Annotated in this window: 13 protein-coding genes; 4 read left to right on the forward strand and 9 right to left on the reverse strand. The window is 60.5% G+C overall.

The genetic code is table 11. The features are described 5' to 3' along the window. Positions 1-100: 100 nt before the first annotated feature. The 4 genes from asd to leuC form a co-directional block, all read right to left on the reverse strand. Positions 101-1213 (reverse strand): aspartate-semialdehyde dehydrogenase, encoded by a 1113-nt coding sequence (gene asd, locus AACX99_RS11880; RefSeq protein ID WP_339412035.1) that lies wholly within the window; start codon positions 1211-1213, stop codon positions 101-103. Between the two features lie 54 nt (positions 1214-1267). Next, the gene (gene leuB / locus AACX99_RS11885) at positions 1268-2350 is read right to left on the reverse strand and encodes a 3-isopropylmalate dehydrogenase (RefSeq protein ID WP_339412037.1); all 1083 of its coding nucleotides are present in this window, start codon (positions 2348-2350) and stop codon (positions 1268-1270) included. A 113-nt stretch (positions 2351-2463) separates the two neighbouring features. After that, a complete protein-coding gene (gene leuD, locus AACX99_RS11890) occupies positions 2464-3111 on the reverse strand; it encodes a 3-isopropylmalate dehydratase small subunit (RefSeq protein WP_339412039.1) in 648 nt (215 codons plus the stop codon). Positions 3112-3121: 10 nt separating this feature from the next. Next, positions 3122-4549, reverse strand: a complete 1428-nt coding sequence (gene leuC, locus AACX99_RS11895) for a 3-isopropylmalate dehydratase large subunit (RefSeq protein WP_339412041.1) — start codon at positions 4547-4549, stop codon at positions 3122-3124. A 182-nt stretch (positions 4550-4731) separates the two neighbouring features. Between leuC and AACX99_RS11900 the strand changes: the two genes are divergently transcribed. Together AACX99_RS11900 and AACX99_RS11905 are read left to right on the forward strand one after the other, a co-directional pair. Continuing rightward, a complete protein-coding gene (locus AACX99_RS11900; RefSeq protein WP_339412043.1) occupies positions 4732-5625 on the forward strand; it encodes a LysR family transcriptional regulator in 894 nt (297 codons plus the stop codon). Positions 5626-5728: 103 nt separating this feature from the next. Next, positions 5729-9028, forward strand: coding sequence for a PAS domain S-box protein (locus AACX99_RS11905; RefSeq protein ID WP_339412045.1), 3300 nt, complete (start codon positions 5729-5731; stop codon positions 9026-9028). Between the two features lie 47 nt (positions 9029-9075). On the opposite strand, the gene AACX99_RS11910 is transcribed toward AACX99_RS11905, so the two are convergent. After that, the gene (locus tag AACX99_RS11910) at positions 9076-9522 is read right to left on the reverse strand and encodes an Hsp20 family protein (RefSeq protein ID WP_339412046.1); all 447 of its coding nucleotides are present in this window, start codon (positions 9520-9522) and stop codon (positions 9076-9078) included. Between the two features lie 132 nt (positions 9523-9654). Between AACX99_RS11910 and AACX99_RS11915 the strand changes: the two genes are divergently transcribed. After that, positions 9655-10401 (forward strand): SDR family oxidoreductase, encoded by a 747-nt coding sequence (locus tag AACX99_RS11915; RefSeq protein ID WP_339412047.1) that lies wholly within the window; start codon positions 9655-9657, stop codon positions 10399-10401. Between the two features lie 143 nt (positions 10402-10544). Here the strand turns inward: AACX99_RS11915 and AACX99_RS11920 are convergent, their stop codons facing one another. After that, a complete protein-coding gene (locus AACX99_RS11920) occupies positions 10545-11525 on the reverse strand; it encodes a tRNA dihydrouridine synthase (RefSeq protein ID WP_339412048.1) in 981 nt (326 codons plus the stop codon). A gap of 123 nt (positions 11526-11648) precedes the next feature. Between AACX99_RS11920 and AACX99_RS11925 the strand changes: the two genes are divergently transcribed. Beyond that, positions 11649-12035 (forward strand): hypothetical protein, encoded by a 387-nt coding sequence (locus AACX99_RS11925; RefSeq protein ID WP_339412049.1) that lies wholly within the window; start codon positions 11649-11651, stop codon positions 12033-12035. Between the two features lie 7 nt (positions 12036-12042). Here AACX99_RS11925 and AACX99_RS11930 read toward each other — a convergent pair whose 3' ends face one another. The 3 genes from AACX99_RS11930 to edd are packed head-to-tail and all read right to left on the reverse strand — an operon-like array spanning position 12043 to position 14984. Then, positions 12043-12492, reverse strand: coding sequence for an acyl-CoA thioesterase (locus AACX99_RS11930; RefSeq protein ID WP_339412051.1), 450 nt, complete (start codon positions 12490-12492; stop codon positions 12043-12045). Beyond that, a complete protein-coding gene (locus tag AACX99_RS11935; RefSeq protein ID WP_339412053.1) occupies positions 12489-13139 on the reverse strand; it encodes a bifunctional 4-hydroxy-2-oxoglutarate aldolase/2-dehydro-3-deoxy-phosphogluconate aldolase in 651 nt (216 codons plus the stop codon). Before AACX99_RS11935 ends, AACX99_RS11930 begins: the two co-directional genes overlap by 4 nt. Positions 13140-13175: 36 nt before the next feature. Further along, positions 13176-14984, reverse strand: a complete 1809-nt coding sequence (edd, locus tag AACX99_RS11940) for a phosphogluconate dehydratase (protein WP_339412224.1) — start codon at positions 14982-14984, stop codon at positions 13176-13178. Positions 14985-15060 lie beyond the last annotated feature (76 nt).

Here is a 15060-nt window from a genome sequence, read left to right on the forward strand (position 1 = left end):
GCCAAATGCAAAGGAGCGGACTGCTGAGCGCTCGATTTGACTCGAACACCCAGCAGCCCGCCCCTCTTAGACAGCCTGTATGCGTATCAGCGCAGCGCGATCAACGCTCCAGCAGGATACGCAGCATACGCCGCAGCGGCTCGGCCGCGCCCCACAGCAGCTGATCGCCGACGGTAAACGCACCCAGGTACTGCGAACCCATATTGAGTTTGCGCAGACGACCGACCGGTACGCTCAGAGTTCCCGTTACAGCAGTCGGGCCGAGTTCGCGGATGCTCGCTTCACGCTGGTTTGGCACCAGTTTGACCCAAGGGTTGTGCTGGCTGATCAGACCTTCGATGTCCGACAGCGGCACATCCTTGTTCAGCTTGATGGTCAGCGCCTGGCTGTGGCAGCGCATGGCGCCGATGCGCACGCACAGACCGTCGACCGGGATCGGACTCTTGAAACGGCCGAGAATCTTGTTGGTTTCCGCCTGGCCTTTCCACTCTTCACGGCTCTGGCCGTTTGGCAGTTCCTTGTCGATGTAAGGAATCAGGCTGCCAGCCAGGGGCACGCCGAAGTTGTCGACCGGGAACGACTCGCCGCGCATAGCTTCGGCCACTTTGCGGTCGATATCCAGAATGGCGCTGGCCGGATCAGCCAGCTCATCTGCCACCGAGGCGTTGATCGCGCCCATTTGCTTGATCAGCTCACGCATATTCTGCGCGCCAGCGCCCGAGGCCGCCTGATAGGTCATGGCACTCATCCACTCGACCAGGCCAGCTTCGTACAGACCACCCAGGGCCATGAGCATCAGGCTGACGGTGCAGTTACCACCGATATAGTTCTTGGTGCCGGCATCCAGCTGCTGATCGATGACCTTACGGTTGACCGGGTCGAGCACGATGACCGAGCTGTCGTCCATGCGCAGCGACGAGGCAGCATCAATCCAGTAACCCTGCCAGCCGGCTTCGCGCAGCTTGGGGAAAACTTCATTGGTGTAGTCGCCACCCTGACACGTCAGGATCACGTCCAGGCTTTTCAGCTCGTCAATGCTGTAGGCGTCTTTCAATGGCGCCGTTTCCTTGCCAATTGCCGGGCCTTGGCCGCCGACATTGGAGGTGGTGAAGAACACCGGTTCGATCAAGTCGAAATCCTGCTCTTCCAGCATGCGTTGCATCAGCACGGAACCCACCATGCCGCGCCAACCGATCAGACCTACACGTTTCATAACCACTACACCTATATAAGCTGACCACCGGAGACCTCCGGCGGGCCAGAAAGATTACAGATTGCGCAACGCTTCGACTACTGCATCACCCATTGCTGCTGTACCGACCTTGGTCGTACCGGCGCTATGGATATCACCGGTGCGCAGACCCTGATCCAATACGTTGCTCACGGCCAGTTCGATGGCATCGGCCGCAGCTGTCTGGTTGAAGCTGTAACGCAGCATCATCGACACCGAGAGAATGGTTGCCAGCGGATTGGCGATGCCCTGCCCGGCGATGTCCGGCGCACTGCCGTGACATGGCTCGTACATGCCTTTGTTATTGGCATCCAAGGACGCGGACGGCAGCATGCCGATGGAGCCGGTGAGCATGGAAGCCTCATCCGAGAGGATGTCGCCAAACATGTTGTCGGTAACCATCACGTCAAACTGCTTCGGCGCACGCACCAGCTGCATCGCAGCGTTGTCGACGTACATATGGCTGAGTTCGACGTCCGGATAATCCTTGGCTACTTCAATAACCACCGCGCGCCAGAGCTGGCTGGAGGCCAACACGTTGGCCTTGTCCACCGAGCAGAGCTTCTTGCCACGGACCATGGCCATGTCGAAACCGACGCGGGCGATACGGCGGATTTCACTCTCGCTGTACGGCAGGGTGTCGTAGGCCATGCGCTCGCCGTTTTCCAGCACCTTGCTCTCGCGTGGGCTGCCGAAGTAGATGCCGCCAGTCAGCTCACGCACAATGAGGATGTCCAGACCGGCAACAATTTCGCGTTTGAGGCTGGAAGCATCAGCCAGTTGCGGATATAGGATCGCCGGACGCAGGTTACCGAACAGACCCAGCTGCGAGCGAATCTTCAGCAGGCCACGCTCCGGACGGATCGCCGGGTCAATCGCGTCCCACTTTGGGCCACCGACAGCGCCCAGCAGAATGGCGTCAGCAGCCTTGGCACGCGCCAGGGTTTCGTCAGCCAGCGGCACGCCATAACGGTCGATGGCCGCGCCACCCAGATCATCGAAGCTCAGCTCGAAACCCAGGCTGTACTTGTCGTTGGCCAGCTCCAGCACTTTGACTGCTTCGGCCATGATTTCTGGGCCGATACCGTCGCCGGGGAGAATCAGAATCTGTTTGCTCATTGCATCCTCAATCTATCCGTAGGGTGGATGACGCTTTTTTCATCCACCGAAACTGCGCAAGGTGGATGGATAAAGCGCCAACTGCGCGTCCCGACCCACCCTACCCTGATGTATTACTTGACGGCGCCGAACAGCCAGGGGCTGCGCTGCTGATAAGTGTTTTCAAAGGCCTTGATCGCCTCACTGTCCTGCAAGGTCAGGCCGATATCGTCCAGGCCATTGAGCAGGCAATGCTTGCGGAAGGCATCGACCTCAAAGCGGTACTGCACGCCATCGGGGCGGGTGACGGTCTGCGCGGCCAGGTCGACAGTCAGCTGATAACCAACGGTGGCTTCAGCCTGTTGGAACAGCGCATCGACCTCATCTTCCTTGAGGATGATCGGCAGCAGGCCGTTCTTGAAACTGTTGTTGAAGAAGATGTCGGCAAAGCTCGGCGCGATGATCGTGCGGAAACCGTATTCCTCAAGCGCCCATGGCGCGTGCTCGCGGGATGAACCGCAACCGAAGTTCTCCCGCGCCAGCAACACGCTGGCACCCTGGTAACGTGGAAAGTTCAGCACGAAGTCCTGATTGACCGGACGCTTGGAATTGTCCTGATTCGGCTGGCCAATATCGTGATAACGCCACTCATCGAACAGGTTCGGGCCGAAACCTGAGCGCTTGATCGACTTCAAGAACTGTTTGGGGATGATCTGATCGGTATCAACGTTGGCGCGCTCCAGTGGAGCGACCAGGCCGGTGTGTTGGGTAAAGGCTTTCATAGTCGAGTCCTCAGGCCTGAATCAATTCACGCACATCGATAAAGCGGCCAGTTACGGCAGCAGCAGCAGCCATGGCTGGGCTGACCAGATGGGTACGCCCACCAGCGCCCTGACGGCCTTCGAAGTTACGGTTCGAGGTAGAGGCGCAATGCTCGCCGCTGCCGAGTTTGTCTGGGTTCATCGCCAGGCACATGGAGCAGCCCGGCTCGCGCCATTCAAAACCGGCTTCGATAAAGATGTGGTGCAAACCTTCCTGTTCCGCCTGGGCTTTGACCAGGCCTGAGCCCGGTACCACCATCGCCTGCTTGATGGTGCTGGCGACCTTGCGGCCCTTGGCTACCTCGGCGGCGGCACGCAGGTCTTCAATGCGCGAGTTGGTGCAGGAGCCAATAAACACGCGATCCAGCTGGATATCGGTAATCGCCTGATTGGCCTGCAAACCCATGTATTTCAGGGCACGGGTAATCGAATCTTTCTTTACTGGGTCGCTTTCGGCGGCCGGGTCCGGCACGTTCTGATCCACGGCCAGCACCATTTCCGGCGAAGTACCCCAGCTGACTTGCGGCTTGATGTCTTCGGCACGTAATTCGACCACGGTGTCGAAATGCGCATCAGCGTCCGACACCAGGTCCTGCCACTGCGCCACGGCGGCGGTCCAATCGGCACCTTTCGGAGCAAACGGGCGGCCCTCGACGTAGGCGATGGTTTTCTCATCCACCGCCACCAGGCCCACGCGGGCGCCGGCTTCGATGGACATATTGCAGATGGTCATGCGCCCTTCCAGCGACAGGTCGCGGATCGCGCTACCCGCAAACTCCAGCGCGTGGCCATTACCGCCGGCGGTGCCAATCTTGCCGATCACCGCAAGCACGATGTCCTTGGCGGTCACGCCGAACGGCAGCTTGCCTTCGACCAGCACCTGCATGTTCTTCATCTTCTTCGCCACCAGGCACTGGGTCGCCAGCACATGCTCGACCTCGGAAGTGCCGATGCCGTGGGCCAGCGCGCCGAATGCGCCATGGGTCGAGGTATGCGAGTCGCCGCAGACCACGGTCATGCCCGGCAAGGTCGCACCCTGCTCAGGGCCAACCACGTGGACGATGCCCTGGCGAATGTCGTTCATCTTGAATTCGAGGATGCCGAAGTCATCACAGTTCTCATCCAGGGTTTGCACCTGAATCCGCGAGACTTCATCAGCGATGGCCTCAAGGCCGCCCTGACGCTCGGCCTTGGTGGTCGGCACGTTGTGGTCTGGGGTGGCGATGTTGGCGTCGATGCGCCACGGTTTGCGGCTGGCCAGACGTAAGCCCTCAAAGGCCTGCGGCGAGGTCACTTCGTGAAGGATATGCCGGTCGATGTAGATCAGCGACGAGCCATCGTCGCGGCGCTTCACTTCGTGCATTTCCCAGAGCTTGTCGTACAGCGTTTTGCCGGCCATCCGCTATCCCTCATCAACCTGTTTCTATGCCTGGGCAAATAGCCCTTTGGCTTATGGGGTAATCCTATGGGCTTGCATTAAATTACTCAAATTCATATTTTTCATTCAAAGCATTCCTCATTGGAATGCAAGTGCATTTAAGTTACGCATACTGCACGTCGCCCATCGCCAGGAGCAGCCCTATGGATCTCGCCACCCTCAATGCCTTTATTGCTATCGCCGAGCTGGGCAGCTTCTCCGAGGCGGCTGAACGCCTGCATCTAACACAACCGGCGGTGAGTAAACGCATCGCCAGCCTGGAGCAGCAGCTGAGTGTGCGCCTGTTCGACCGCCTGGGCCGCGAGGTCAGCCTGACCGAGGCCGGCCGCGCCCTACTGCCGCGGGCCTACCAAATACTCAATGTGCTCGATGATACGCGCCGCGCATTGACCAACCTGAATGGCGAGATCAGCGGTCGCCTGACCCTCGCAACCAGTCACCATATAGGCCTGCATCGCTTGCCGCCGCTGCTGCGCGCCTTTACCCGGGCGCACCCACAGGTGGCGCTGGATATCCAGTTTCTCGACTCGGAAGTGGCTTATGAAGAAGTGCTGCATGGCCGCGCCGAGCTGGCGGTAATCACCCTGGCGCCGGAAAACCGCGAGCCGGTGCATGCAGTGGCCGTGTGGGATGATCCGCTGGATTTCGTCGCCGCCCCCGAGCACCCGCTAGCCCGCAGCAAAGCGATCAGCCTGGCCGATGTGGCCCATCACCCGGCGGTCTTTCCCGGTGGCAATACCTTTACCCACCATATTGTGCGGCGCCTGTTTGAGGCCCAGGGGCTGACACCGAATATCGCCATGAGCACCAACTACCTGGAAACCATCAAGATGATGGTTTCCATCGGCCTGGCCTGGAGCGTGCTACCACGTACCATGCTCGACGAACAGGTGGCGCGCCTGCCGCTACCGGGCATTCAGTTAACCCGTCAGCTGGGTTATATCAGTCACACCGAACGCACTCTTTCCAACGCTGCGCGGGCCTTTATGAACCTGCTGGATGCCCAGCGTGATGGCCTTGCAATGGCCAGCAACTAAGGGCTAACGTGAGCTCATAACGATAAGAAAGGTTTCTGCATGACTCAGCCCCGCTGCTCAGCCACAGGCCAGGAAACCCACGTATACAAAGGAAGAGTTGGTCGTGGCTAAATCCAGTGATCGCCGTCCGCCACTGCCGTATATCCCGGCACTGGACCCTGCCGAATTCGAAAGCACCTGGAACGACGCCCCTCGTCTGCTACGCGCCCTCAACGGTGCCAAACTGGGCACCTGGTATTGGGACATCGAAAGCGGTCGGGTCAGTTGGTCACGCGGTGCACAAGCGTTGTTCGGCCTAGACCCCAGGCAACCGCTGCGCAAACAGATCAACTATATCGAGCTGATCCCCGAGGAAGACCGCGCTGGCGTCCTGCAACTATTCGAGCAGCTGCTCGCCGGCACCCCGAGTACACGCGCCTTTCGCCACCGCATCTTCTGGCCAGACGGCAGCCTACATTGGCTTGAAATCAGCGGCAGCCTGCAATTGGATGCCGACGGCAAACAGCGGGTGATGGGCGTCATTCGCGATATCAGCAACCAACAAACTCGCGAACAGGCGCTGCGCAGCAGCGAGGAGAAATTCGCCAAGGCGTTCAACTACAGCCCGGATGCAGTGGTTATCACCGACAAGGCCAGTGGGCGTTTTATCGAGGTCAATGCCGGCTTTGAGCGCCAGTTTGGCTGGCATAGCAGCGAGACCCTTGGCCGTACCTCAACCGATATGGGCATATGGGCCCACGCCAGCGACCGCCAGCGGATGATCGACGCGCTATACAACAACGCGCTCAATGGCCTGGAAGTCAGCCTCTATCACCGCGATGGCAGCCTGCGCCTCAACCAGCTGTTCGGCGGCGAAATCACCCTTGAGGGCGTGACCTGCCTGGTCCTGTCGCTTCGCGATATCACCCAGCAACGCCAGCAGGAGCAAGCCCTGCACGACAGCCAGGAGCGCCTCAACCTGGCCCTGGACTCGGCTGATCTTGGCACCTGGGACTGGCATATCCCCAGCAATATGCTGTTCGGCTCGGCACGCGCTTCGAAACTGCATGGCCTAGCGGACGAGCCCTTCCATGACGACTTCCGCAAGTTCTTTAGTTTTGTTCCGCTAGAAGATCGCCGCGCCATGCGTAAGCATTTCAATAACCTGGCGTTGGGTCTGACCGAGGATTACCAGGTCACCTACCGGGCGGTTTACAGCAACAAGGATGTGCACTATCTGGAAAGCACCGCCAAGCTTTACCGCGATGCAGAGGGTAAGCCCGAACGCATGGCCGGGATTCTTATCGATATCAGCGAACGGGTGCGCCGCGAACAAAGCCTCGCCGCCTCAGAGGCAAAATTTGCCAGCCTGTTCCAGGCCAGCCCCGACCCTATTGCCTTGACGACTCTGCCTGACGGCGTGGCGGTGGAGATCAACGCAAGTTTCAGTCAGACCTTTGGCTGGCAACCCGACGAGGTGATCGGCCGGCGGATGACCGACCTGAACTTCTGGGCTGACCTTGAAGTACGTACCGAGTTGTTTAGCAAGCTTGAGCACGACCAAGGCCTGGACAACGAAGTGGCCGATTACCTGGATAAACACGGCCGAGTGATCACCTGCGTGGTCTCATCCAGGCCGATGACGCTGAATAACCAGCGCTGCATCCTCACCACCTTCCGCGATATCAGCGAGCGGCAGAAAGCCCAGGCTGCACTGCAGGCCAGCCAGGAGAAGTTCGCTCTGGCGTTCCACTCCAGCCCCGACGCCATCACCATTACCGAGCGTGATACGGGCCGCTATATCGAAGTCAACGAAGGCTTCGGCCGCCTGACCGGCTACAACATCAACGAGGTAATCGGCCGCAGCGCCATGGAACTCAATGTCTGGGCGGACCTGTCTGAGCGCGATTTGATGGTGCAGAAGCTGCAGCGCGACGGGCATGTCTACCACATGGAAATGCACGGCAAGCACCGCGATGGCACAGTCAAACTGGTCGAGGTGTCGGTCGAACCCATCGAACTCAACAGCACACCCTGCCTGCTGCTCACCGCCCGCGATATCAGTGAACTCAAGGCAGTCCAGGCTCAGGTGCAGCATCTGGCCTACCACGACTCACTGACCAACCTGCCCAACCGTGCCCTGCTGCTCGACCGTCTGACTCAGCAGATATCCCTGCTCAGGCGCCATGAACTGCGCGGCGCCCTGCTGTTTATCGACCTCGACCACTTCAAGCACATCAATGACTCGCTCGGCCACCCGGTCGGTGACGCGGTGCTCAAGCTGGTCACCGCACGCCTTGAAGCCAGCGTGCGCCAGGAAGATACCGTGGCGCGCCTGGGAGGCGACGAATTCGTCGTACTGATTTCCGGCCTGGAAGGCAAACGCTCAAAAGTGGTCCAGCAGGTCCGCGCCGTGGCGGAAAAACTGCGCCACCTGCTCGCCGAACCGATGCAGCTCGACGGCCATCAGCTGCAAGTCACTCCAAGCATCGGCATCGCCTTGATCCCCGACCATGGCGACACCCCTTCGGACCTGCTCAAGCGCGCCGATATTGCGCTTTACCGTGCCAAGGATTCGGGCCGCAACTGCATTCAGTTGTTTCGCAACACCATGCAGAAGGCCGCCAGCGAACGCCTGCGCCTGGAGAACGACCTGCGCCTGGCCCTGGCAAGGGGCGAGTTCGAGCTGCACTTCCAGCCCCAGGTGGATGCGCGCAACAACCAGATTATTGGAGCCGAAGCTCTGCTGCGCTGGATGCACCCGACCCTGGGCGCGCAATCACCGGCACTGTTTATCCATGTACTCGAAGAAAGTGGGCTGATTCTCGAAGTCGGCGGCTGGGTGCTCGCCGAAGCCTGCCACGCCTGCGCTCAGCTGCTTGAGCAGGGTATGGTCAGCGTCTCGCAGTTCAGCCTGTGCGTGAACATCAGCCCGCGACAGTTCCGCCAGAGTGACTTTGTCGAGCTGGTGGAACGCTGCCTCGCCAGCAGTCACCTGCCGCCGCACATGCTCAAGCTGGAAATCACCGAAGGCATCGTGATCCAGAACATCGAAGACACCATCGCCAAAATGAATCGCCTCAAGCGCCACGGCGTGACCTTCGCCATGGATGATTTTGGCACCGGCTATAGCTCACTGACTTATCTCAAACGCCTGCCGGTGGATGTGCTGAAGATCGACCAGTCCTTCGTCCGCGACGCCACCCTCGATGCTAACGATGCGGAAATTATCCGCGCCATCGTCGCCATGGCCCGCAGCCTGGGCTTGGACATGATTGCCGAAGGCGTCGAGCAAACCGACCAACTGGAGTTCCTCCAACTACAGGACTGCCATCACTACCAGGGTTACTTGTTCAGCCGGCCGGTGCCGCTGGAGCAGTTCCGCCAGTTGCTGCACGACAACCACACGCCGACGCAGCTGTAAAACAACAAGGGCACCCGCAGGTGCCCTTGTTGTTACAACGCGGCCGCTTAGCTTTGCAGGACAGTACGCCCGGCCCCAATTGGAATGCGCTTGGCCTTGGCCTCTTCCGGCACGATGCGCACCAGGTCGATATTCAGCAGGCCGTTGACCAAGCTGGCGGACTTGACCTCGATATGATCGGCCAGACGGAACGACAGTTTGAACGCTCGCTGGGCAATACCCTGGTACAAATAGGTGACGTTCTCAGCGCTGGTGTCGCGCTTGCCGCCGGTCACGGTCAGCACGCCGCGCTCGACCTGCAGCTCCAGATCGTCGTCCTGGAAACCCGCCGCCGCGACCACAATGCGGTATTGGTCGTCGGCATACTTCTCGACGTTGTAGGGGGGATAGCTACTACCCGCCTCGTTGCGCATAGCCGACTCGAACAGGTCATTGAAACGGTCGAAGCCAACGGACTGACGGAACAGCGGGGTCATGGAAAATGCGGTGCTCATGATTTAAATCTCCTGAATTTCAGCGAGTGGTTAATCGCGGAACCCGACTTCGGCATCCCGCATGACTGAAAATGTGGCTAGTCAGGTAGATTTCAAGCCTCTGCAAAAATTTCTTACAGAGAGGATATGGCGATGGAGAAAGTCATGCTGATCACCGGCGCTAGCCGCGGTATTGGCGCCGCCACTGCCAGGCTGGCGGCCGCCCAGGGTTACGCGTTGTGCCTGAATTACCACCGGCAACAGGCAGCGGCGCAAGCGCTGGTTGAGGAAATCACCCAGGCCGGCGGCCAGGCCATCGCCGTGCAGGCCGACGTAGCAGACGAAGCTCAGGTGATGGGGCTGTTCGCCAGTCTCGACCAGCACTTCGGCCGCCTCGATGTATTGGTCAACAACGCCGGCATACTGGAAACCCAGATGTGCCTTGAACAGATGGAGCTGGCACGCTGGCAACGGGTGTTCGCCACCAATGTGTTCGGCAGTTTTCTCTGTTGCCGAGAAGCGATCAAACGCATGTCAACGCGCCAGGGCGGCGACGGCGGCGCCATCATCAACCTGTCCTCGGTGGCCGCGCGGCTTGGCGCACCGGGTGAATATATCGACTACGCAGCGGCCAAAGGCGCCATCGATAGCATGACCCTGGGCTTGGCCAAGGAAGTGGCGGCCGATGGCATTCGCGTTAACGCGGTGCGCCCTGGAGTGATTGAGACTGAGATTCACGCCAGTGGCGGCGAGCCAGAGCGAGTCGCCAGGGTCAGCCCGAGTGTACCGATGGGCCGCGGAGGCCTGGCCAGTGAAGTGGCCGAGGCGGTTCTCTGGCTGGCCAGCGAGCAGGCCTCCTACACCAGCGGGGCACTGCTGGATGTTAGCGGCGGGCGCTGAGAACCTATTTACGATCTGCTGCGCGTCGGCCCTGCTGCGTTAAAAACAGCACGTAGGGTAAATGGCGCTTTTTCATCCACCAAATGTCGAGAACATGGTGGATCGGTGCAGCGTGATCCACCCTACGAACTGAGAGGAAACGCTCAGGCGCTGGCCTGTTCGACGCGCCCGGAGTCGGCAAAATCGATACCGAGCAGACCATCAATACGCAGGCAATCGCTTTCACGGCGCAGCAGGTTAAACAGCTCGGTGGCTTCGGGGTAGCTGCGGGTCAGCATCGCCAACCACTGTTTAAGCCGCCCCGGCGCATAGCGTGGCGACATCTTGCGCCGTGCCTGCAGCCAGAAATCTACCAGCAGCGGCTGCAATTCAGCCCAGCTCATCGGCACCACATCCTGCCCAGTCTTGGCAGCGACGATCTGCCGGGCCAAGTCCGGGCGCGCCACCAGACCGCGACCCAGCATGATGTCCTCAACGCCGCTGACCTCACGGCAACGCCGCCAGTCATCCAGGGTCCAGATCTCGCCATTGGCGAATACTGGCACCTTAACTGCCTCCTGCACACGCGCCACCCACTCCCAATGCGCCGGCGGCTTGTAGCCTTCAACCTTGGTACGTGCATGCACCACGATCTGCGCTGCGCCGCCATCGGCCAGGGCCTGGGCACACTCCAGGGCGTAATCCTTGTGATCAAAACCCAGGCGCATCTTCGCCGTTACCGGAATGGCCGCCGGCACCGCACGGCGCACCTCACGAACGATAGCGTGAAGCAGCTCTGGCTCCTTGAGCAGCACCGCGCCGCCACGGGATTTGTTCACCGTCTTGGCGGGGCAACCGAAGTTGAGGTCAATTACCGGCGCACCCAGAGTGCAGGCAAACGCCGCGTTATCCGCCAGGCAGGCCGGATCGGAGCCGAGGAACTGCACGCGCAGCGGCGTACCGGCGGCCGTTTGCGCGCCACTGAACAGTTCGGGGGCGAGTTTTTGGTAGGTACTAGCGGGCAACACCCGCTCGGTCACACGGATAAATTCGGTCACGCACCAGTCAATGCCGCCGACCCGGGTCAGCACATCACGGAGTATTTCGTCGACCAGCCCCTCCATGGGTGCCAAGGCGATCTGCATAAACAAGCTCTCGAAAAAACGCTGCGCAGTGTACGCGGGCAACCGCCCGGGGCGTCAGTAAAATGGAACACCGTCCGTCTCGAGGAGTCCACATCCAGACCATCGACTGTTCTGGAGACGATCATGCGCACCCTGCTATTGCTTGGCTGCCTGTACCTGAGCCTTGGCCTAAGCCATGCAGAACCCGCCACGCAAGAACCCGCAGCAGATACCGCCGCAAAGATGGCACAGCTGATCATCGGTCGTGATGAGAAGGTTCCAGAAACCTGCGATGTGGAGCTGCAACTGGAAGAAAAAACCGTGGCACAACTACAGGTCGGTGACTCGATAAGCCTGGATATACCTGCGGGCACTCACTACCTCAGAGCCAAACTGATAACTGCGGGGGGGTGTACGCCCGACGATCTGGCCAGCGGTCAGTCAATCCTCCTTGAACCCGGCGAAAGTCGGCAGTACCAAGTGATGCTCGACAACGACGCGTTGTTCCTGGCACCGCAGCTACAGGAATAACTCTGACTCAGAGCTCCATGGGAAACACCGGCTGCAGCGCCACACCGTAACCGTCGACAAACTCTGGCGGCATGCGCTTTGGCTTGCCACTGGATAGCTCGATGCAGACAAAGGTGGTTTTCGCCCGCAATAGGGTGACGCCATCCTCCGGGCGAATAAGCTGAAAACGTCGATCCATCTTCAGACGCTGATCAGATTCGACAATCCAGGTAGCCATTTGCAGTTGCTGGTCCTCATAGGCGCTAGCCAAGTAATCGATTTCATGACGCAGCACGGCCATGGCACGGTCAAGGCGACGATACTCCGCCAGATCCAGGCCCAGAAACTGCGAATGCCGCCAGGCACAACGTTCCAGCCAGCTAACATACACCGCGTTATTGGCGTGGCCGAGACCGTCGATATCGTCCGCTGTTACTTGGATATTGATAACAAAGGGGTTACTCAGATCCCAGCTCATGCCGATTGCTCCAGGCTGCCAGCCAGAGCCCGTGCCTCGGCCGCCAGCTGGGTGATTTGATCCCAGGCACGAGCGCGCACCAGGTTGCTTGGCGCGATCCAGGTGCCGCCGACGCAGGCCACGTTAGGCAGGCGTAGAAAGCCCAGCAGGTTATCTGGGGTTACTCCACCGGTTGGGCAAAAGCGAATACCGGTGAACGGCCCCTTGAAGCTCTTGAGCATCTTGATACTGGTGGCCCCATCGGCCGGAAATAGCTTCAGCGAGCGATAACCGTACTCCAGCGCCAGCAGCACTTCTGAGGGCGTCATCACCCCTGGCAGATATGGCAGACCAGAATCCTCTGCCGCCGACGCGAGGCGCTCGGTGCAACCGGGGCTGACGGCAAACTGCGCACCGGCGTCGCGAGCCTCAATAAACTGCTCGGCATGAATCAGGGTACCGGCACCCACCAGTAGGTCCGGCAGCTCCTTGCGCATGGCTGCAAGCGCATCCAGGGCACCGGGGGTGCGCAGGGTCACTTCCAGCACGCGAATGCCGCCAGCGTGCAGCGCACGAGCCAGGTCCACCGCCAGGCTGATATCTTCGATCACCAACACCGGCAATACCGGGCGGGCCTGTTGCAGCACCCCATCCATCGTCAGGCTCATGCCTTGCTCCCCGCTATCAAGATTCAATCTTCGCTTTCAGTCTTCAAACAAGCTGCTGGCGCCCTGCTCAGCCGAACCGACCAGACGGCGCTGCGCCGCAAACATTTCCAGACCATAACCCAATTCCAGCTCAGAACCGGCAGACGCCAGCGGACGTGCAGCCAGTTGCTGTGCGCTCAGCTCCACCTGCAGCAGCCCCTGCTGCGCATCTAGCACCAGCCAGTCGCCGTCCTGCAAGCGCGCCAGAGCGCCGCCAGCGGCTGCCTCCGGGGTCAAGTGCAAGGCGCTAGAAACCTGCCCGGAAGCACCGGACATGCGCCCATCGGTAATCAACGCGACACGCTGGCCGGCTTGTTGCAAATTGGCCAACAGCGGCATCAGTTTGTGCAGTTCGGGCATACCATTGGCTTGTGGGCCTTGGAAGCGCACAACCAGCACTAGGTCACCTTGCAGCTCACCCGCGCTGTAGGCCGCCTGCACGGCCGCTTCCGAGTCGAAGATCCGGGCCTGGGCGCGGATCTTCCAGAATGCCAGGTCTACCGCCGAAGTTTTCAGGATGGCACGGCCCAGGTTACCCGCCAGCAGTACAAGCCCTCCCTCCTCGGCAAACGGCTCGGCCGCTGACCGGACAATATCCGGCGCCGGGCTCTGCGCCGGCAGATCGCGCCAGGCCAGGCGCTCGCCATCCAGCCAGGGCTCGCGGGTGTAGGCGCGTAAACCATGCCCGGCCGCAGTGGCGACATCGTCATGCAGCAGGCCGGCGCCGAGCAGCTCACGCAGCAGCCAGGCCGGGCCGCCAGCAGCCTGAAACTGATTCACATCCGCCGCGCCATTGGGATAAACACGCGCCAGCAGCGGCACTACCTTGGACAGCGCAGCGAAATCATCCCAGTTCAATTCATAACCAGCAGCCCGGGCAATGGCTGGCAGGTGCAGGGTGTGGTTGGTCGAACCGCCACTGGCGAGCAAGGCCACCACCGCGTTGATCAGCGCCCGGGCATCAATCTGCTGGCCAACCGGCAAATAGCGCTCACCCTGACGGCTGTTGTGCGCCACCAGGCGCGCGGCCTCATCGGTCATGGCATCGCGCAGCGGCGTGTAGGGGTGGATAAAGGCACTGCCCGGCACGTGCAGGCCCATGGCTTCCATCAGCAGCTGATTGGTATTGGCGGTGCCGTAAAAGGTGCAGGTGCCGGCCTGATGGTAGGCAGCCAACTCGGCGGACAGCAGTTCGTCGCGGCTGGCTTCGCCACGGGCATAACGCTGGCGGATTGCAGCTTTCTCCTTGTTCGGCAGCCCCGATTGCATGGGCCCCGCCGGTACAAACACCGCCGGCAGATGGCCGAAATGCAGTGCGCCGATGAGCAATCCGGGAACGATTTTGTCGCACACACCGAGGTACAACGCACCGTCAAAGATGCCGTGGGTCAGGCCGATGGCAGCGGCCTGGGCAATCAGGTCACGGGAAAACAGCGACAACTGCATGCCGCCCTCGCCCTGGGTAATACCATCACACATGGCCGGCACCCCGGCGGCGAACTGCGAGGTCGCGCCGGCCTTGGCCAGCGCCAGTTTCAGGCGCTCTGGATAGTCCCTGAGCGGCGCGTGGGCCGAGAGCAGGTCGTTATAGCTGGAAATGATCGCGACGTGCGGCGAGCCGCCCTGCTTCATGATCAGCCGCGCTTCATCAGGTTGTGCGGCCAGAGCATGGGCCAGGTTGGAGCAGCTCAGAGCCTTGCCGGTGGTGCGCGCAGCCGCCAATGCCAGGCGCTGTAGGTAGCGCTCGCGGCGCTTGGCCGAGCGCCTTTGCAGTGCGGCGGTAACCTGCTCAACAACCGGATGCAACATAACGGCTCCCTTTATTGGCGAGGTACAAGGTTTGCAGTGTAACGGCTTAACGCCTGCTTTTATCGCTGTAGAG

This window comes from Pseudomonas sp. EA_35y_Pfl2_R5 (assembly GCF_963970805.1).
Lineage (GTDB): Bacteria > Pseudomonadota > Gammaproteobacteria > Pseudomonadales > Pseudomonadaceae > Aquipseudomonas.